Below are 18,059 nucleotides of genomic sequence, written 5' to 3'. Positions count from 1 at the left end.
GACAATAAGTTGAACCTCACTCGCAGTTTTGTTGCCCCTTCGTTGCTATTCTGATCCGGTTGTTTTTTTCGCCACGCCATTTCCGTGGCGTGTTGGTTTTTAAAAATTGTCAAAGAGGAAACAGTATGAAACTTTTGCCATTGCTGGCAGCATTACCCCTGCTCTGCGCTTCCCATGCCTTTGCCGCGCCCCTGATCTCTGTCGGCTATTTTAACGGTGGCGGCGACGTCACAGCCGGTCCCGGCGGCGATATCGATAAGCTTGATGTCCGCCAGATCACCCATCTCAACTATTCATTCGGCCTGATTTACAACAATGAGAAAGACGAAACCAACGACGCGCTGAAAGATCCGACTAAGCTGCATCAGCTCTGGTTGTCTCCGAAAGTGCAGGCCGATCTGCAAAAGGTTCCTGAATTACGTAAGCAGAATCCAAATCTGAAAGTCCTGCTGTCGGTCGGTGGCTGGGGCGCGCGTGGCTTCTCCGGCGCGGCGGATAACAAAGAGAGTCGCGCGACCTTCATTCGCTCCGTTCAGGACGTCATGGAACGCTATGGCCTTGATGGCATCGACCTTGACTGGGAGTATCCGGTTAACGGAGCCTGGGGTCTGGTGGATAAGCAACCAGCGGATCGTGATAACTTCACTGCTCTGCTGAAAGAACTGCGTCAGGCGCTGGGTGATAACAAACTGGTGACTATTGCTGTCGGTGCGAATGCGGAAAGTCCGAAAAGCTGGGTTGACGTGAAGGCCATTGCGCCGGTGCTGAACTACATCAATCTGATGACTTACGACATGGCGTACGGCACGCAATATTTCAACTCGAACCTGTATGATTCCAGCGCCTGGCCGACGGTTGCCGCAGCAGACAAATACAGCGCTGATTTCGTGGTCAACAACTATCTGGCCGCCGGACTCAAGCCGGAACAGATGAACCTGGGGATCGGGTTTTATGGCCGGGTACCCAAACGCGCCGTTGAGCCAGGAATCGACTGGACGAAAGCAGATGCGCAGAATAATCCGGTGACCAAACCCTATTTTGGCGAGGCAGAAAAAGCATTGTTCAGCTCGCTCGGTTATCACCTCGATAAAGACACTTACGTGAAGTACAACGATATCGTCAGCAAGCTGATTAACGATCCACAAAAACGCTTTACTGAGCACTGGGACGATCAGGCCAAAATGCCGTGGTTGTCAGTGAAATCTGCCAGCGGCGAACCATTGTTTGCGTTGTCATATGAGAACCCGCGTTCTGTAGACCTCAAGGCGCAGTACATCAAGGAGAAAGGTTTAGGCGGCGCGATGTTCTGGGAGTATGGCGCAGACGACAAAAACCAACTGGCGAAACAGCTGGCGACATCGTTAGGCATTAAGCACTAAGAGAGAGGCTGTCGGGCGGGCGCGATGCCTGCCCGACACATAAACAAATTACTGCATTTTAAGCGTGGCGATGGACTTCGGCGCGATGCCAAAATCTTCTTTCAGCTGCTGCTTGTTCTTCATCACCATCTGACCCTGGGTGTCGATGGTCATGTGCTGCGCGTCGGTGTTATGCCGCGCCTGCCACAGCATCACCAGTTGCAGACTGTTCTCTTTCTGCTCTGGCGTCAACGCCACACCGTCCGGCCATTTTCCGAGCTCGACCGCCGTTACCAGACGCTGATAAATTTCCGGCGTCATTACGCTGATCATTTCATCAACATTCATTACGTTTTCCGCTCCTGTGGAATAATTTGCTGAATCGTTTTTTCAGCCCTTCGTTTTGTCGCCATTTTCGTCGTCGGTGAAGCTCAGCGAGGCCGAATTCACACAATAGCGCTCACCGGTTGGCTGCGGACCATCCGGGAAAACATGCCCGAGGTGGGCATCGCAATTGCCGCAACGAATTTCAATGCGCTGCATCCCGTGCGAGTAGTCGTTCAGATAACGAATGGCTTCGTCACTGACGGGCTCATAAAAGCTCGGCCAGCCGCAGCCCGAATCGTACTTGCTTTGCGAGGTAAACAGCGGTGCATCGCACACCAGACAGTGGTAGACGCCATCGCGTTTGTTATGCAGGAGTTGTCCGGTAAAAGGCGGTTCAGTACCGTGATTCTGTGTCACGTAGAACTGCATTTCACTCAGGTCTTTTTTCAGTTCTTCCGGGGTTTTTTGATTCGCCATGGGCTCACATCTCGCGGTTGAAACAGACATCACATAGACCGATTCTAACAAAACATTAACACTGAGGCGTAGACTTTTGTTCTAAACTTAGACGGTGTAAATGCGCGGCCGGGTAATTGTGAGATAGTTCACATTTTTATCTCTCTGGCCCTTTAAAATTCCGGGCGCAGCCCCCATATGGTTGCAAGCTCATAGGAAGAGTGAGGCGAGTCAGTCGTTCAAAGGTTATTCAGAGGATTGATTTGTCGCAATGATTGACACGATTCCGCTTGACGCTGCGTAAGGTTTTTGTAATTTTACAGGCAACCTTTTATTCACTAACAAATAGCTGGTGGAATATATGACTATCAAAGTAGGTATCAACGGTTTTGGCCGTATCGGTCGCATTGTTTTCCGTGCTGCTCAGAAACGTTCTGACATCGAGATCGTAGCAATCAACGACCTGTTAGACGCTGACTACATGGCTTACATGCTGAAATATGACTCCACTCACGGCCGTTTTGACGGTACCGTTGAAGTGAAAGACGGTCATCTGATCGTAAACGGTAAAAAAATCCGTGTTACCGCTGAACGCGATCCGGCTAACCTGAAGTGGAACGAAGTCGGTGTTGACGTTGTTGCTGAAGCAACCGGTATCTTCCTGACCGACGAAACCGCACGTAAACACATCACCGCTGGCGCGAAAAAAGTCGTTCTGACTGGCCCGTCCAAAGACAACACCCCGATGTTCGTACGTGGTGCTAACTTTGAGAAATATGCTGGCCAGGACATCGTTTCCAACGCATCCTGCACCACCAACTGCCTGGCACCGCTGGCTAAAGTTATCAACGACAACTTCGGCATCATCGAAGGTCTGATGACCACCGTTCACGCAACTACCGCGACGCAGAAAACCGTTGACGGCCCGTCTCACAAAGACTGGCGCGGTGGCCGTGGCGCGGCTCAGAACATCATCCCGTCTTCTACCGGTGCTGCTAAAGCTGTAGGTAAAGTTCTGCCGGAACTGAACGGCAAACTGACCGGTATGGCGTTCCGCGTTCCGACGCCGAACGTATCCGTTGTTGACCTGACTGTTCGTCTGGAAAAAGCAGCTTCCTACGAAGACATCAAGAAAGCCATCAAAGCCGCTTCTGAAGGCCCGATGAAAGGCGTTCTGGGTTACACCGAAGACGACGTTGTTTCTACCGATTTCAACGGCGAAGTTTGCACTTCCGTGTTCGATGCCAAAGCGGGTATCGCACTGAACGATAACTTTGTGAAACTGGTTTCCTGGTACGACAACGAAACTGGCTACTCCAACAAAGTTCTGGATCTGATCGCTCACATCTCCAAATAAGTTGAGATGAGAAACTGATCTATAAAGGCGACCTCGGTCGCCTTTTTTTTTGTGGCTAACGAAGGATTGCACCATGATTAATAAAATTTTTGCTCTCCCGGTTGTTGAACAGCTTACCCCTGTCCTTTCTCGTCGCCAGCTTGATGAGCTGGAGCTTGTCGTCGTCGATCACCCGCTGGCTAAAGCCTCGCTGGCGTTACAGGGCGCGCATCTGCTCTCCTGGAAACCGGTGGGTGAACAAGAAGTGCTGTGGCTCAGTAACAACACGCCGTTCAAGGATGGCGTCGCGTTACGTGGCGGCGTGCCGATTTGCTGGCCATGGTTTGGTCCGGCCGCACAGCAGGGACTGCCTGCGCACGGTTTTGCCCGCAATCTGCCGTGGACGCTGAAAGCCCATAATGAAGACGATAATGGCGTGGTGCTGACGTTTGAATTGCAGAGCAGCGACGCCACCCGCAAATTCTGGCCGCATGAATTCACCCTCTACGCGCGTTTCAAACTGGGTAAAACCTGTGAGATCGAGCTGGAAGCACATGGTGATTTCGAAACCACCTCTGCCCTGCACACCTATTTTAACGTCGGCGACATCGCGGCGGTGAAAGTCACCGGGCTGGGCGATCGCTTCATCGACAAGGTCAATAACGCGCAGGAAGACGCCCTCACCGACGGCGTGCAGACCTTCCCGGACCGCACCGACCGTGTGTACATGAATGCCGAAGGATGCAGCGTCATCCATGATAGCGCACTTGCGCGCCGCATCAACGTCATCCATAGCCACAATAGTGACGTGGTCGGCTGGAACCCGGGCCCTGCACTCTCTGTCAGCATGGGTGACATGCCGGACGACGGTTATAAAACGTTCGTCTGTGTAGAAACCGCCTGCGCCAGCAAAACCCAGAAAGCGCAGGAAGACAAACCAACTCGTCTGGCGCAGACCATTCAGGTCAATCGCTAACCGCAGAAAATGGCCGGATGAATATACGCACCGGCCATTTTACAGTAAGCCATTTCTTAGCAAAGTTATGTCTGTTTAAAACCGTGTATGAATCTTTCTGCAATAACGTAAAATTGCGAGCCTTTTTCCAGTTCAGAAATATAAACCGTCTGCATTTCAGTTTTACCCGCCTTCGTACTTTCTAAAGACCATCATTTATGTATTATTTTCCCGGCATGTCGTTATTTGGCATCGCTTATTAGAGAAATATCAATAGTAATAGTCATTAAATGGGATCCGAAGTTTTCCCTTATGTCCTGTGCGCAGTACTAACTTGTCTGTTCTTCACCGAATCGTGCAGCTGCAGATAACACAGGCTTACAAAGGAGTGGGTATGAATTCAATTCGATTACTTGTTGTCTCGCTACTTATCGGTGCGATGTCGTTGACCTCAGCGGTAAGAGCGCAGGCGCCAACTGACGAGAGTCAGCTTTATAACGCCTGGAGTTATTTACTCGGGCGCGCGTTGATTATCCGTCAGGAAAATACCGATATGCGCGAGCCGGGAATGAATTATAACGTCATTAAATATTATAATTCCCCCAGTAGTACTGCATTCGTTAATCCTAATTTTGATGTCAACTATCTGGAATCGTGGATTGCGATTGATGATAGCTCAGCTGTACTGCTCTCTGTGCCGGAAATTAAAGATCGTTACTACACCATTCAATTATTAAATGAATGGGGAGATAATATTACCAATATAAATAACAGAGTTTATCCGAATCATCCATCCGGTGTATTTGCGTTGATTACTGCTCATAGCAACGTCAAATTACCGGAAGGCGTGGTTCCTGTCATATTACCCACCCATAAAGCGAAACTGATGGGTCGTATTGAGCTGAAAGACACGCCGGAAGAAGCGACGAAACTGCTGCAGGCAGTCACCCTGTCTGTCACCGGAACGCCGCGTATCGAACTACCACCGGCGATCCCTGACTTCACCAATGGCAAACTGCCGGGTGTCGCGCTGTTTGATAACGCCGAGGCTATCCTGCAAAGCGCACCCGATTACACCCCTGTCGCCGCCGGGTTACAGCAAAGCGTCCGCGATATTGCGCAGCAAGTGCATGCCAGCAGCCAGTACCGCCAGCAAACGGACAACATCCTGACCCAACGCGTTATTCCGGCATTCATGCAGGAAGCGCACACCGGAATCGCCACCCTGAAAAACAACTGGCTTGGCGGGCACAGAGAAGGTCGCGGTTATAACGGACATTATGGTACCGACTACCGCATGCGTACCTCGCTTAACCTGCTCGGGATCTGGGCTAACAGCCCTGGTGAAGCGGTTTATTACCTGGCATCGAAAGACAGTAACGGTCAGTCGCTGAACGGCAACGGTTTTTATCGTCTGCATTTCCCGGCTAATGCATTACCGGAGACGATGGCAAAAGCGTTCTGGTCAATCATCATGGTCAGCATTCCTGACTACCAGGTTATTCCGAATCCACTTAAGCGCTACAACTTCAACAATTATTCCGGGCTGAAAAAGAACAGCGATGGGTCGCTGGATATCGTCATCGGCCCTCGCCCGCCGAAACACTTCCCGGAAAGCAACTGGCTGCCTTCCGCGCCCGACCATGCGTTCGCCTTCACCTTCCGGGCTTACGTTCCTGAAGCGGACGTCGCCGCAGGCGATCGTTTCCCTCCGGTGGTAACACCTGTCAATGAAAACCAGTTCTAAGGGAGAACACATGAAAACAAAACCGATAGCACTTGCGGTGAGCATGGTATTACTGGCGGCGGGTTTTAGCGCCAGCGCGTCAACCAGCACGACCACCACCCCCGCGACAGTAGAAAGCATGAATGTCAGCGCCGCCTGGCTTGACCTTGCAGTGAAAGATACCTGGATGTGGGCCTGGCCGATGATCAACCTCTATCAACGCCGTCTGGCCTTCAGCCATCTGCCCGAAGCGGGACTGCTTGGCGGCACGGTACCGGCCGGCCCGCCGAATACGCTGTCTATGCTGGACGATTACATCAAGCCTGACGAGCGCCAGGTAGCGTGCCCGAATCAGGATGTGGTGTATGGTTTCGCCTCGCTGGCGTTGGATAAATCCCCGATGGTGGTGCAAATCCCCGATTTTGGCAGCCGCTTCTGGGTCTTCCAGGCTGTTGACCTGCGTACAGACAGCTTTAGCAGCCTCGGCAGACAATATGGCACCAGACCGGGTTTCTATTTGCTGGTCGGGCCTGACTGGCAAGGCACCGTCCCGCCGGGGATCAGGAAAGTATTTCGCGCCACCAGTAACACGGCAGTGTTGATCCCGCGGGTATTCCAGGCAGATACGCCTGAGGATAAAAAGGCGGTGAAGGCACTGATCTCCGGTATCAACCTCTACCCGCTCGCGAACTACACCGGCAAACCGCAGCCGCGCGATTGGGGCGCACTCAAACAGTATCCCGCTGAACATAAAACAGAAGGCGAAACCCGTTGGGTAACGCCAGAAAACTTCTGGAAGCTACTACCGGAAGTGCTGAACGACGTACGGCCGATGGCAGGTGAAGAGGCGCAGTACGCCAAAGCGAAACAATTGCTTGAGCTGTACCAAACGCCGCGCTATCGCCACCTGATAGATGCGGCAACGCAGGACGCCGAGCGCGAACTCACCCAGCCGCTACTGGCGTTCCATTTAGCCGGAAGACCCGCAGGGAATTACTGGAGCGCCAACATCAACGGCGCACAGTTTGGATTTGATTTCTTCACCCGTACCGCCTCCGCCCGCGCATTCATTTTCGTGAATAAACCCGAGGAGACACAGTATTTCGTGCAGGACTTTGACAAAAACGGCACGCTGCTTGATGGAAAATCGCGCTATACCCTGACCTTCCCCGCCGGGCAAACACCACCAGTTGCCGGGTTCTGGTCCCTGACGGTCTATAACCCGCATCACTTTTTTGTTGAGAACAGCATCAACCGTTATGCGCTGGGGACGCGCAACAAAGACCTTCGTTATAACGACGATGGCTCGCTGACCCTCTATCTTCAATCTGACTCTCCAGGTAAAGACCGGGAAACCAACTGGCTGCCCACGCCACAGAAAGGTGCGTTTTCATTAATGATCCGCGCCTATGACCCTAAGCAGGATATTTTGCAGCACCGCTGGCAGCCACCCGCCGTGGAGCCAAAACCATAACCTACCCGCTCTGGTAATGACCTTACCAGAGCGTCATCGTTTATCTGATACTGGGGTATACCTATCATGACCCGTAAATGGCCTGCCCTTTGTTGGCTGACGCTTTCTGCTGCCCTGTCTTCACCGCTGGCGCTTGCAGACAACGCACGTGACTGGCAAGCACTGCCCACCGATCTCGACATGGTTTTTGCTTATTACAGCAACATTAACGCCTCAACCGCCATCAATACTGCACTACCCTTTGACGGTGTGAATACCGATGCCGATCTGTTCGTTCTGCGTTACGCCCATACGTTCTCTATTGACGGGCGATTATCGGCGATACAAATCATTCAGCCATATGCCAATGTATCGGCGTCTCTGAATGATGCCGAGTGGCTGACTGGCTCAAGGGGCACCAGCAACCTCGCTGACACACAAATTCTTTTTGTGCACAATCTGACGGGCGGCCCGGCGCTGAGTAAAGAGGCGTTTCGCCAATGGACACCGGAACCTTTTATTACCGCCGCGTTCTGGGTGACCGTGCCCACTGGCAGTTATGACAGGAATAAAAATATCAACACGGGTGCTAATCGCTGGGCGTTTCGCCCGGAGCTGGCGAGCGGTTACCCGCTGGGGCCCTTCTGGTTTGAGTTGAATACCTGGGCCACGTTCTATACCGACAATAACGACTATCACGGCGATCAGACGCTGTCGCAGCGGCCGCAGTATGCTGCCGAAGGGCATATCAGCTATACCTTCTCCCCGGCGCTGTGGGTTTCGGCAGACGGAACCTGGGCGGGTGGCGGTGAAACGACAGTCAACAGCGATGTGCAGAATAACCAGCAGCAAAGCACATCGCTGGGTGCCTCGCTCGGCTTTATGCTGACGCCCCATTTTGGCGGTATGGTCTCGTGGTTAAGAACCGTTGAGCATCGCAGCTATACAACGCCTGACGTGGATAACTGGACGTTCCGGATCCAGTACGCCTGGTAGCCTGCACTATGAAAAAGCAAACAAGGCGCAAGCGCCCTGTTTTGATGCACGTTGTGCACAACCATCGTGCAATATCAGAAGGAGTAAGTGATCCCGGTGGAGATGAGACCGCTCCAGGATTTATCCACCATCGGGCTGTCGGTGATTTCGTCAGACAGGCGGGTGTAACGGGCAAGACCGTAAACGCTCCAGTCGCCGAGGAAATTGTAGTTCGCCGACAATTCCAGATACGGGTTCCAGCTACTGTCCGGGTCATAGCTGCGCATGCCGCTCTTACGCGACTCACGCTGTGAAACGCCGTAGTAGTATTCATTCTGGTTGTCGCTTGCCCACTCAACGCCAATGCCCGGCGTCAGTGTGAGCGCGCCGTTGGTATAGCGGTACAGCCAGGCTACATCCCAGGTGATGCCGTTGCTCTTATCCAGTGTATCGCCAGCGAGCGTGGTGCGCAGGAAACCGTATTCGGTGTTATGAACGTAAGAAAGACCGGCCATCATGGTGGACTGACGGCGATCCAGTTTACGCATCTGGTTATTATCGCTGTCGCCGGGCTTGAAGTATTGAGGCGCCCAATAAGCGGTAACAGACAGTTTGTCGTTGGTGTCATTCCACAGGTAGTAACCACCACCCAGGCCACGGAACCAGAAGTTATCCCCTTCATAGGTAACAACGGGTATCGGGTAGACATCGGCATCATATTGTTTGTAAGGGTGCTCAACGACACCAACACCAGCACCCAGCGTGAATTTTCCTTCAGCTTGCACAGCGGTGGCGGAGGTCGTAATGAGAACGCCCAGCGCTAAAAGTTTTAGTTTAGTCACAATCCATTATCCTGTTGTCTAATTCTAAGCGGCAAAAAAGTGTAACCGTCTGGCCTTCTGAGCTCAATTCTTTTACTTTCATTTATATTAATAAACTGCTTAAAGTGGCATTTTCAGATGACACTCTTTTGACCGTTCGATGAACCTCAGATGAATGCTGGTCATATCGTGTTAATAACCAGTAACTATTTTCGGATGAGTCATTGATATGTCATTGAAATTAATTTTTGGCACCATGCAAGTTTCGCAAATGCCATCTACGCTTAATTTCAGAAGGTGTAATTGCCGGGCACGTTAAGCTGGGCGTACCAGCAACCTGGCACAAGGGTTGCTGGATCATCAGTGAACGGCGTTGTGCTTACCTCTTCCGGGAGCCTCCATTATTCATACGAACGGCTCTTAACCTGTGCTAAAAAACGAAAGGACGGCATGCCATGAATATATTCGATCACTATCGCCAGCGCTATGAAGCTGCCAAGGACGAAGAGTTCACACTGCAGGAATTTCTTACCATTTGCCGGCAAGATCGCAGTGCCTATGCCAACGCGGCAGAACGGCTATTGATGGCTATCGGTGAGCCTGTCATGGTCGATACTGCTCAGGAACCACGGCTATCCCGTCTCTTTTCGAACCGGGTTATCGCACGCTACCCGGCGTTTGAAGAGTTCTATGGTATGGAAGAAGCCATCGAACAAATTGTGTCTTACCTGAAGCACGCGGCTCAGGGGCTGGAGGAGAAGAAACAGATCCTCTATCTGCTGGGGCCAGTGGGCGGCGGTAAATCCTCGCTTGCCGAACGGCTGAAATCACTGATGCAGCGTGTACCGATTTATGTGCTGAGCGCTAATGGTGAGCGCAGCCCGGTCAATGACCACCCGTTCTGTCTGTTTAATCCGCAGGAAGATGCGCAGATTCTGGACAAAGAGTACGGCATTCCTGGCCGCTATCTCGGCACAATCATGTCGCCGTGGGCGGCGAAACGACTGCATGAATTCGGCGGCGACATCACCAAATTCCGTGTGGTCAAAGTCAGACCGTCCATTCTCGAACAGATTGCCATCGCCAAAACAGAACCGGGCGATGAGAACAACCAGGATATCTCTGCGCTGGTCGGTAAAGTCGACATCCGTAAACTGGAACATTACGCGCAGAACGACCCGGATGCCTATGGTTACTCCGGCGCTCTGTGCCGAGCCAACCAGGGGATCATGGAATTCGTCGAGATGTTTAAAGCGCCTATCAAGGTGCTCCACCCGCTGCTGACAGCGACCCAGGAAGGGAACTACAACGGGACGGAAGGCATCTCAGCCCTGCCGTTTAACGGCATTATTCTCGCGCACTCGAACGAATCTGAGTGGGTGACCTTCCGTAACAACAAAAACAACGAGGCGTTCCTTGACCGTGTGTACATTGTTAAGGTGCCTTACTGCCTGCGGATCTCTGAAGAGATCAAAATCTACGAGAAACTGCTTAATCACAGTGAGCTGACCCATGCGCCCTGCGCGCCGGGCACACTGGAAACGCTGTCGCGCTTCTCCATCCTTTCGCGTCTGAAAGAGCCGGAAAACTCAAGCATCTACTCGAAGATGCGCGTCTATGACGGTGAAAGCCTGAAAGACACCGACCCGAAAGCCAAGTCTTATCAGGAGTACCGCGATTACGCCGGAGTAGATGAAGGCATGAACGGGCTGTCGACGCGTTTCGCCTTTAAAATCCTTTCTCGTGTCTTCAACTTCGATCATGCGGAAGTGGCGGCCAACCCGGTACATCTGTTCTACGTACTGGAGCAGCAGATTGAACGCGAGCAGTTCCCGCAGGAGCAGGCGGAACGCTATCTCGAATTCCTCAAAGGTTATCTGATCCCGAAATATGCCGAGTTTATTGGCAAAGAGATACAGACCGCCTACCTGGAATCCTACTCCGAGTACGGGCAGAACATTTTTGACCGTTATGTCACGTACGCGGACTTCTGGATCCAGGATCAGGAATACCGCGACCCGGATACCGGTCAGTTGTTTGACCGTGAATCCCTGAACGCGGAACTGGAGAAAATCGAGAAACCGGCGGGGATCAGCAACCCGAAAGACTTCCGTAATGAAATCGTCAATTTTGTACTGCGTGCCAGAGCGAACAACAACGGACGTAACCCGAACTGGACCAGCTACGAGAAGCTTCGTACGGTCATTGAGAAGAAAATGTTCTCTAACACCGAAGAGCTGTTGCCGGTAATTTCCTTCAACGCCAAAACCTCAACCGACGAGCAGAAAAAGCACGATGATTTCGTCGACCGGATGATGGAGAAAGGCTATACCCGTAAGCAGGTGCGTCTGCTGTGCGAATGGTATCTCCGCGTACGTAAATCGTCATAACAGTAACACCCGGTAGGCCGGATTAGCGGAGCACCATCCGGCATTACCAGGAACTGCGTATGGTTGGCAAAAGCAGTACGGGGGGCCTATGACCTGGTTTATTGACCGGCGCCTGAACGGTAAAAACAAAAGCGCGGTGAACCGCCAGCGCTTCCTGCGCCGTTATAAAGCGCAAATCAAGCAGTCGATTTCAGAGGCCATCAACAAACGGTCAGTGACTGATATCGACAGCGGCGAGTCCGTTTCCATTCCAACGGATGATATTAACGAGCCCATGTTTCATCAGGGTCGTGGCGGGCTGCGCCATCGTGTGCATCCCGGCAACGACCATTTTGTCCAGAATGATCGCATTGAGCGTCCGCAGGGCGGCGGCGCGGGTTCCGGCGGCGGACAAGGCCAGGCCAGCCCTGACGGGGAAGGTCAGGACGAGTTCGTCTTTCAGATTTCCAAAGACGAGTACCTGGATTTGCTGTTCGAAGATCTGGCGCTACCGAATCTGAAGAAAAACCAGCAGCAACAATTGAATGAGTTCAAAACACACCGGGCCGGGTTCACCTCTAACGGCGTGCCCGCCAACATCAGCGTGGTACGCTCGTTGCAGAACTCACTGGCGCGTCGTACCGCAATGACCGCCGGTAAACGTCGCGAACTGCGCGAACTGGAAGCGAGTCTTGATGTCGTCAGCCACAGCGAACCGGCGCAATTGCTTGAGGAGGAGCGCCTGCGCAAAGAGATCGCCGAATTACGGGCGAAAATCGAACGCGTGCCGTTTATCGACACCTTTGACCTGCGTTACAAGAACTACGAGAAACGTCCGGAACCGTCGAGTCAGGCGGTGATGTTTTGCCTGATGGACGTCTCTGGCTCGATGGATCAGGCCACCAAGGATATGGCGAAACGGTTTTATATCCTGCTCTATCTGTTCCTGAGCCGGACCTATAAAAACGTCGACGTTGTTTATATCCGCCACCATACCCAGGCCAAAGAGGTGGACGAGCATGAGTTCTTCTACTCGCAAGAAACCGGCGGCACGATTGTCTCCAGCGCCCTGAAACTAATGGATGACGTGGTGAAAGAGCGCTACGACCCGGCACAATGGAACATCTATGCAGCGCAGGCGTCGGATGGTGACAACTGGGCGGATGACTCCCCGCTGTGCCATGAAATTCTGGCGAAAAAACTGCTACCGGTGGTGCGGTATTACAGTTACATCGAAATCACCCGTCGGGCACACCAGACGCTGTGGCGGGAGTATGAGCATCTGCAGGCGACGTTCGAAAACTTTGCCATGCAGCACATCCGCGATCAGGAAGATATCTACCCCGTCTTCCGGGAACTGTTCCAGAAACAGGGTACTGAAAAATAACCCCTTCATCGCTGCCTTCCCGCAGGGCAGCGATGTTGTTCCCCCTCTCCGCCTGCAGTAAAGTATCCTGATGATGTTCTTATCAAGGAGAAACCGGTGACAGAGCTTGAAGATCGCAATATCCATCAGCAAATCCTCGACTTACTGCAAAACGGGAACGCGCAGTTTCGCGTGGTGGCGCATGAGGCCGTCGGGAAGTGTGAAGCCGTTTCGGCGATCCGCGGAACCGCGTTAGGCCAGGGGGCTAAAGCGCTGGTGTGTAAAGTGAAGGGAAACGGCGTGAATCAACACGTGCTGGCGATTCTGGCGGCCGATCAGCACGCTGACCTGGCACGACTGGCGCAGCATCTGGGTGGGCTGAAAGCGTCGCTGGCGAGTCCGGTGGAAGTGGATGCCCTGACAGCCTGCGAATTTGGCGCGATTCCCCCGTTCAGCTTTCATCCGTCGCTGAAACTGGTGGCCGATCCGCTGCTGTTCTCGCGTTTCGATGAAATTGCGTTTAACGCAGGGCTGCTGGAAAAATCAATTATTCTGAACACGAACGACTACCTGCGAATCGCTCGCCCGGAACTGGTGGACTTTCGGCGCGACAATCGTCAATAGCCTTCCAGTCGCTCCAGCCACAGTACTGACATAACGAGGGTCATCATGATCGCCAGAAAACTGACGGTGATGATCATCGTTTCAACCCACATCGGATCGTTCACGGTATTTACCTCGTACAGCCTGCTCTTTAGGAAATCCTTACACAATATAATGTCACTTTGATGACACAGACCAGCAATTTTTGTCCGTCTTGTGATGACACGTGCATTTGCCCAAACCGCAGCAACACTGCGAAAAATCACTGCCTGATGGCCCGTTTGCGCGTAAAGTAAGCGGGCTAATGTTTATATTGCAGGGATTTTTCGCATGTTTGACGCCACACTATTGATGCTTCTGGGGCTCGCCGCACTGGGATGTATCAGTCACAACACCACCGTTGCCGTCTCCATTCTGGTACTGATCATCGTCCGCGTGACGCCCCTCAACACCTTTTTTCCATGGATTGAAAAACAGGGGCTTTCCCTTGGGATTATCATTCTGACTATCGGCGTCATGGCGCCAATCGCCAGCGGCTCATTGCCGCCCTCCACACTGCTGCATTCGTTTGTTAACTGGAAATCACTGGTGGCGATCGCAATCGGCGTGCTGGTCTCGTGGCTTGGCGGGCGCGGCGTGACGCTGATGAGCGCGCAGCCTCATCTGGTGGCTGGTTTACTGGTGGGAACGGTGCTTGGCGTGGCGCTTTTTCGCGGTGTACCGGTCGGGCCGCTGATTGCCGCCGGTCTGGTGTCGCTGATCCTCGGAAAATCATGATCCGGGATCCAGCTCTGCGATATACGCTTTCGGCGTCTTACCGAGCACTTTTTTGAACATCGTGATAAACGCGGTGGTGGAATCGTAACCCAGCGCGTGCGCCACCTGTTGCACGGCCTGCCCACGAATCAACAGTTGCAACGCCAGAATCAATTGTAAACGGTGACGCCAGCGCAAAAAGCTCAGCCCGGTCTCCTTCACCACCAGCCGGGCAAGGCTGCGTTCGCTCATGGCAAAATGGCTTGCCCACTGGCCTAAGGTTTGCCAGCGATCCGGCGCCGTTGCCATGGTCTCGGTCATCTCGCGAATTTTTGGGTGCGATGAAACCGGCAACTGCAAATGCTGCTGCGGTTGCTGCGGGAGTTGATCGAACAGCACCTGTACCAGTCGTCCGGTTTCCGCAGTCTGTGACGCGAGGCCGGTACGTTCTGATAACGTCAGTATAAGCTCCCGTACCAGCGGTGAGATTTTCAGCGTGCAGCAGTGGTCAGGCATTTGCGCCGCGCCAGGCTCGATAAACAAAAAGCAGACCCGCGCGCCTGGCGTCGCCCGGTTGCTGTGCGGAATCTGGCCGGGAACCCACACCGCATACTGCGGTGGTACCATCCACATGGCGTTGTCCACTTCACAGGTCAGGGCACCGTGCAATGCGAGGATCAGTTGCCCTTTGCGGTGCTGGTGGCGCGGAATAGTCTGTTCGTCTTCAACGACGCGAATGCGAAACGCCACCGCCGCATCGTGCTGGCTGTCGGGGGCGTAACCATCCAGTCCCAGTCCGTACATTATCTTGTCCGAATTTAGCGATAATCTGTCATTTTAGCTTGATTTAATCACAGACGAAAACCGCTATCGTGTCGTCACTTTTTCGGAACTGAGAATATTATGTCTGTTTCTGTTACTACGTCCGGCCGTCAGTCTCTGTTGCTTATCGCCGGCATTCTCCTGATTGCCACGACACTACGCGTCACCTTTACCGGTGCGGCACCGTTGCTTGACAGTATTCGCGCGGAATACGGCCTGACGACTGCGCAGACCGGGTTGTTAACCACCCTGCCGCTGCTGGCCTTTGGTCTGGTTTCACCGCTGGCGGCAGGCGTCGCCCGCCGCGTTGGCATAGAGCGCAGTCTGTTTGCTGCCCTGCTGTTGATTTGTGCCGGGATCGCGGTGCGGTCATTCCCCTCGCCTGTCTTGCTGTTTGCGGGCACGGCGATCATCGGCTGTGGCATCGCGCTCGGTAACGTATTGCTGCCGGGCCTCATCAAGCGTGATTTTTCGCAGCACGTCGCCCGACTCACCGGCGCCTATTCCCTGACGATGGGTGGCGCAGCAGCGCTCGGTTCCGCGCTGGTCGTCCCGCTGGCACTGCATGGGTTCGGCTGGCGCGGCGCGTTATTGATGCTGATGTTTTTCCCGCTGCTGGCATTGCTGCTCTGGCTGCCGCAGTGGCGAAATCATCAGACTTCTGCGGTTACCGGTTCACGTTCGCTGCACAATCGCGGCATCTGGCGCTCGGCGCTGGCCTGGCAGGTGACGCTGTTTCTCGGTCTGAATTCGCTGGTCTATTACGTGATTATCGGCTGGCTGCCGGCAATCCTCATCAGCCACGGTTACAGTGAATCGCAGGCCGGTTCCCTGCACGGCCTGTTACAACTGGCGACCGCCGCCCCCGGGCTTGCCATTCCGTTGATCCTGCACAAGCTGCGCGACCAGCGTGGCATCGCGGTGCTGGTGTCTCTGATGTGCGCCGTCAGCGCTGCCGGTTTCTGGTTGCTGCCGGATCAGGCCATTGCGTGGACGCTGCTTTTCGGTTTCGGGTCAGGTGCGACGATGATCCTCGGCCTGACGTTTATCGGCTTACGCGCCAGCTCCGCGCATCAGGCGGCAGCGCTTTCCGGGATGGCCCAATCGGTGGGATATTTGCTGGCGGCCTGTGGTCCGCCGTTGATGGGGAAAATTCATGACGCCAGCGGTGACTGGCACATTCCGCTGATTGCCGTGGCGCTGCTTGCCATCATCATGGCCTGCTTCGGTGCCTGCGCGGGGCGTGATCGGGAAATCCATTCCTGACAATGTCAATGCCCGGCGACAGCGTTCGCCGGGCAATACCGGTTACTGCGCGGCGGCGTGCAAAAACGCCTGCACCAGCGGCGCCGGACGCCCTTCCAGCGCATTACGCTCATGCTGGAACAGCGTCGCCACAAAGAAAGGATGCGTGGTTAGCTCAACCACACGGATATCGCCCTCTTCATCCCAGCCGGTCACCCGCAGCGGCTGATGTTCCAGCTCGCGGGCAAATGCCGGAGCGATCCCGTAATTGCAGTGATACCCTTCCTGAATGACATCACGACCATAGGCACGGTGAACGAGAGTATTACCGCGCAGCTCAATGGCGTCGGTTTTTTCCACCAGAGAACAGGCCAGCGCGTCGATCACCATTCGCCCGCTGCTGTCGGTCTCTGCATGCGCAGCGTCCGCCCATCCCATTACATTACGGGCATACTCAATAATCGCATGCTGGAAGCCGCCGCAGGTGCCAAGAAACGGAATGCTGTTCTCGCGCGCATAACGGATCGCGGTAAACGCCCCTTCCACGTTTTTATAGGGACTGCCCGGCACCACCCAAATCGCATCGTAACCGGCGAGATCGTCCGCCGAGGTTATCGCCGGGGTGTCCAGCCAGTCATACTGAACGACCTTGTCCAGCACAGCGGCTGCATCGTCGATAGCCAGCGGAATGGCCTGATGCGCGAGCACTGTGTCGCTATGGTCGCCGACGAGAGCAATGCGGAGTACTGGGTTGAGCGCGGTTTGTTCCATAAAAAGATCCTTGTGCCTGACAGTGTTTGGACGCAGGCGTAATACTGTCATATCTGCGGCGGATGGACTATCCTGGTATGCACGAACCGGGGAGATAAACGATGATCCAGTGCAAACGCGTTTATGATGAGTGGTTAGCCCACCTCAAATAAGCGGGCATCTTCTGGCAGAGTATCAGGCAATAACGGCATCAGATGTTCCGCGCGCACAAACGCGAACCCGCGCTGACCATCATTTGCGCAGACCGCGCCGGTCACCAGCCACAGCGGGCGTGGCGCATCAGCGGGCAGTTCTGTCATTACGCCGTTAACCGGGTTGAGCAACCGTTCTCCGGGCTGGCACAGCGCAAAAAGTTCTACTGATTTTCCGATGTTCGCCTGTCCGACGAGGGTACGCGCACCGATAATCATCGCCATGGTGCCTGGCCTGAGCTGAAACATACTTCTGATGCCGATCCTGATTTCAGATAAATCCGATCGAGAGTGTATCGCAGCAAACCCGCGAAGTCACTGGCCTCACGCGTTTTCGCCCCCGTAAATCTTCACGATTTCTTCATTTTAACTGCACTTTTGTCGCGTACGCTTTCCCTGTTCTCGAATGACCAGAGAACAGATCATTCCATAATCAATGAGTTTTGCCCCGTCTCCCCCGACGGGGCTTTTTTTTATCCCGCGCCGTGAATATATGAAATTTGTGGTTTTCATGTTTTACTATGTCTGA

The 18,059-nt window shown here is 53.7% G+C and carries 18 protein-coding genes; 11 read left to right on the top strand and 7 right to left on the bottom strand.

Translation table 11 applies throughout. From position 1 onward, the window contains the following. Nucleotides 1–125 precede the first annotated feature (125 nt). Entirely contained in the window at nt 126–1,379 is a 1,254-nt protein-coding gene (chiD, locus tag QMG90_RS10070) for a chitinase ChiD (protein ID WP_283283675.1), read from the top strand. A gap of 48 nt (nt 1,380–1,427) precedes the next feature. Here the strand turns inward: chiD and QMG90_RS10065 are convergent, their stop codons facing one another. Further along, entirely contained in the window at nt 1,428–1,706 is a 279-nt protein-coding gene (locus tag QMG90_RS10065) for a YeaC family protein (RefSeq protein ID WP_054178550.1), read from the bottom strand. A gap of 42 nt (nt 1,707–1,748) precedes the next feature. Continuing rightward, entirely contained in the window at nt 1,749–2,162 is a 414-nt protein-coding gene (msrB, locus tag QMG90_RS10060; protein WP_283283674.1) for a peptide-methionine (R)-S-oxide reductase MsrB, read from the bottom strand. A gap of 340 nt (nt 2,163–2,502) precedes the next feature. Here msrB and gapA point away from each other — a divergent pair, with 340 nt between their 5' ends. From gapA to QMG90_RS10035, 5 genes are all read left to right on the top strand, one after another. Next, nucleotides 2,503–3,498 (top strand): glyceraldehyde-3-phosphate dehydrogenase, encoded by a 996-nt coding sequence (gapA, locus tag QMG90_RS10055; protein ID WP_054178552.1) that lies wholly within the window; start codon nt 2,503–2,505, stop codon nt 3,496–3,498. A gap of 73 nt (nt 3,499–3,571) precedes the next feature. Continuing rightward, nucleotides 3,572–4,453, top strand: a complete 882-nt coding sequence (locus QMG90_RS10050; RefSeq protein WP_283283673.1) for a D-hexose-6-phosphate mutarotase — start codon at nt 3,572–3,574, stop codon at nt 4,451–4,453. 373 nt (nt 4,454–4,826) lie between these two features. Further along, nucleotides 4,827–6,179 carry a DUF1214 domain-containing protein gene (locus QMG90_RS10045; RefSeq protein ID WP_283283672.1) on the top strand — a complete coding sequence of 451 codons (1,353 nt, stop codon included), beginning with the start codon at nt 4,827–4,829 and terminating at the stop codon, nt 6,177–6,179. Between the two features lie 10 nt (nt 6,180–6,189). After that, a complete protein-coding gene (locus QMG90_RS10040; RefSeq protein ID WP_283283671.1) occupies nt 6,190–7,632 on the top strand; it encodes a DUF1254 domain-containing protein in 1,443 nt (480 codons plus the stop codon). Between the two features lie 66 nt (nt 7,633–7,698). Further along, nucleotides 7,699–8,607: a transporter gene (locus tag QMG90_RS10035; RefSeq protein WP_283283670.1), complete on the top strand. Its 909-nt coding sequence runs from the start codon at nt 7,699–7,701 to the stop codon at nt 8,605–8,607. Nucleotides 8,608–8,681: 74 nt separating this feature from the next. Here QMG90_RS10035 and QMG90_RS10030 read toward each other — a convergent pair whose 3' ends face one another. Continuing rightward, on the bottom strand, nt 8,682–9,428 hold the full coding sequence (locus QMG90_RS10030; protein ID WP_283283669.1) for a MipA/OmpV family protein: 747 nt from the start codon (nt 9,426–9,428) through the stop codon (nt 8,682–8,684). A 434-nt stretch (nt 9,429–9,862) separates the two neighbouring features. Between QMG90_RS10030 and yeaG the strand changes: the two genes are divergently transcribed. The 3 genes from yeaG to QMG90_RS10015 all read left to right on the top strand — a co-directional run bounded on the left by yeaG (nt 9,863) and on the right by QMG90_RS10015 (nt 13,766). Continuing rightward, the gene (gene yeaG, locus QMG90_RS10025; protein ID WP_049850335.1) at nt 9,863–11,797 is read left to right on the top strand and encodes a protein kinase YeaG; all 1,935 of its coding nucleotides are present in this window, start codon (nt 9,863–9,865) and stop codon (nt 11,795–11,797) included. 88 nt (nt 11,798–11,885) lie between these two features. After that, nucleotides 11,886–13,163, top strand: coding sequence for a YeaH/YhbH family protein (locus tag QMG90_RS10020; protein WP_283283668.1), 1,278 nt, complete (start codon nt 11,886–11,888; stop codon nt 13,161–13,163). A 120-nt stretch (nt 13,164–13,283) separates the two neighbouring features. Next, nucleotides 13,284–13,766, top strand: coding sequence for a YbaK/prolyl-tRNA synthetase associated domain-containing protein (locus QMG90_RS10015; RefSeq protein ID WP_430381688.1), 483 nt, complete (start codon nt 13,284–13,286; stop codon nt 13,764–13,766). Here QMG90_RS10015 and yoaI read toward each other — a convergent pair. After that, entirely contained in the window at nt 13,760–13,870 is a 111-nt protein-coding gene (gene yoaI / locus QMG90_RS10010; protein WP_283283666.1) for a small membrane protein YoaI, read from the bottom strand. The genes QMG90_RS10015 and yoaI overlap by 7 nt on opposite strands. A gap of 205 nt (nt 13,871–14,075) precedes the next feature. On the opposite strand from yoaI, the gene QMG90_RS10005 reads away from it, so the two are divergent. Continuing rightward, nucleotides 14,076–14,522, top strand: coding sequence for a DUF441 domain-containing protein (locus tag QMG90_RS10005; protein ID WP_283283665.1), 447 nt, complete (start codon nt 14,076–14,078; stop codon nt 14,520–14,522). Here QMG90_RS10005 and QMG90_RS10000 read toward each other — a convergent pair. Beyond that, the gene (locus QMG90_RS10000) at nt 14,517–15,308 is read right to left on the bottom strand and encodes an AraC family transcriptional regulator (protein ID WP_283283932.1); all 792 of its coding nucleotides are present in this window, start codon (nt 15,306–15,308) and stop codon (nt 14,517–14,519) included. The genes QMG90_RS10005 and QMG90_RS10000 overlap by 6 nt on opposite strands. A gap of 96 nt (nt 15,309–15,404) precedes the next feature. On the opposite strand from QMG90_RS10000, the gene QMG90_RS09995 reads away from it, so the two are divergent. Continuing rightward, on the top strand, nt 15,405–16,589 hold the full coding sequence (locus QMG90_RS09995; RefSeq protein ID WP_283283664.1) for a CynX/NimT family MFS transporter: 1,185 nt from the start codon (nt 15,405–15,407) through the stop codon (nt 16,587–16,589). Between the two features lie 42 nt (nt 16,590–16,631). Here QMG90_RS09995 and QMG90_RS09990 read toward each other — a convergent pair whose 3' ends face one another. Both QMG90_RS09990 and QMG90_RS09985 read right to left on the bottom strand, forming a co-directional pair. Continuing rightward, nucleotides 16,632–17,339, bottom strand: coding sequence for a CTP synthase C-terminal region-related (seleno)protein (locus tag QMG90_RS09990; protein WP_283283663.1), 708 nt, complete (start codon nt 17,337–17,339; stop codon nt 16,632–16,634). Between the two features lie 134 nt (nt 17,340–17,473). Beyond that, nucleotides 17,474–17,779 (bottom strand): hypothetical protein, encoded by a 306-nt coding sequence (locus QMG90_RS09985; RefSeq protein WP_283283662.1) that lies wholly within the window; start codon nt 17,777–17,779, stop codon nt 17,474–17,476. Nucleotides 17,780–18,059 lie beyond the last annotated feature (280 nt).

Source organism: Trabulsiella odontotermitis, assembly GCF_030053895.1.
Taxonomy (GTDB): domain Bacteria; phylum Pseudomonadota; class Gammaproteobacteria; order Enterobacterales; family Enterobacteriaceae; genus Trabulsiella; species Trabulsiella odontotermitis_C.
Note: the sequence above shows the minus strand (reverse complement) of the source record. Positions and strands in the feature narration are given on the sequence as shown.

Bases quoted from the DNA above. Each gene is read 5' to 3' on its own strand.
- QMG90_RS09995 (WP_283283664.1), top strand. From the start codon at position 15,405: ATGTCTGTTTCTGTTACTACGTCCGGCCGTCAGTCTCTGTTGCTTATC.
- QMG90_RS09985 (WP_283283662.1), bottom strand. From the start codon at position 17,779: ATGTTTCAGCTCAGGCCAGGCACCATGGCGATGATTATCGGTGCGCGT.
- QMG90_RS10065 (WP_054178550.1), bottom strand. From the start codon at position 1,706: ATGAATGTTGATGAAATGATCAGCGTAATGACGCCGGAAATTTATCAG.
- yeaG (WP_049850335.1), top strand. From the start codon at position 9,863: ATGAATATATTCGATCACTATCGCCAGCGCTATGAAGCTGCCAAGGAC.
- chiD (WP_283283675.1), top strand. From the start codon at position 126: ATGAAACTTTTGCCATTGCTGGCAGCATTACCCCTGCTCTGCGCTTCC.
- QMG90_RS10045 (WP_283283672.1), top strand. From the start codon at position 4,827: ATGAATTCAATTCGATTACTTGTTGTCTCGCTACTTATCGGTGCGATG.
- QMG90_RS10035 (WP_283283670.1), top strand. From the start codon at position 7,699: ATGACCCGTAAATGGCCTGCCCTTTGTTGGCTGACGCTTTCTGCTGCC.
- QMG90_RS10005 (WP_283283665.1), top strand. From the start codon at position 14,076: ATGTTTGACGCCACACTATTGATGCTTCTGGGGCTCGCCGCACTGGGA.
- QMG90_RS09990 (WP_283283663.1), bottom strand. From the start codon at position 17,339: ATGGAACAAACCGCGCTCAACCCAGTACTCCGCATTGCTCTCGTCGGC.
- gapA (WP_054178552.1), top strand. From the start codon at position 2,503: ATGACTATCAAAGTAGGTATCAACGGTTTTGGCCGTATCGGTCGCATT.
- QMG90_RS10020 (WP_283283668.1), top strand. From the start codon at position 11,886: ATGACCTGGTTTATTGACCGGCGCCTGAACGGTAAAAACAAAAGCGCG.
- msrB (WP_283283674.1), bottom strand. From the start codon at position 2,162: ATGGCGAATCAAAAAACCCCGGAAGAACTGAAAAAAGACCTGAGTGAA.
- QMG90_RS10040 (WP_283283671.1), top strand. From the start codon at position 6,190: ATGAAAACAAAACCGATAGCACTTGCGGTGAGCATGGTATTACTGGCG.
- QMG90_RS10050 (WP_283283673.1), top strand. From the start codon at position 3,572: ATGATTAATAAAATTTTTGCTCTCCCGGTTGTTGAACAGCTTACCCCT.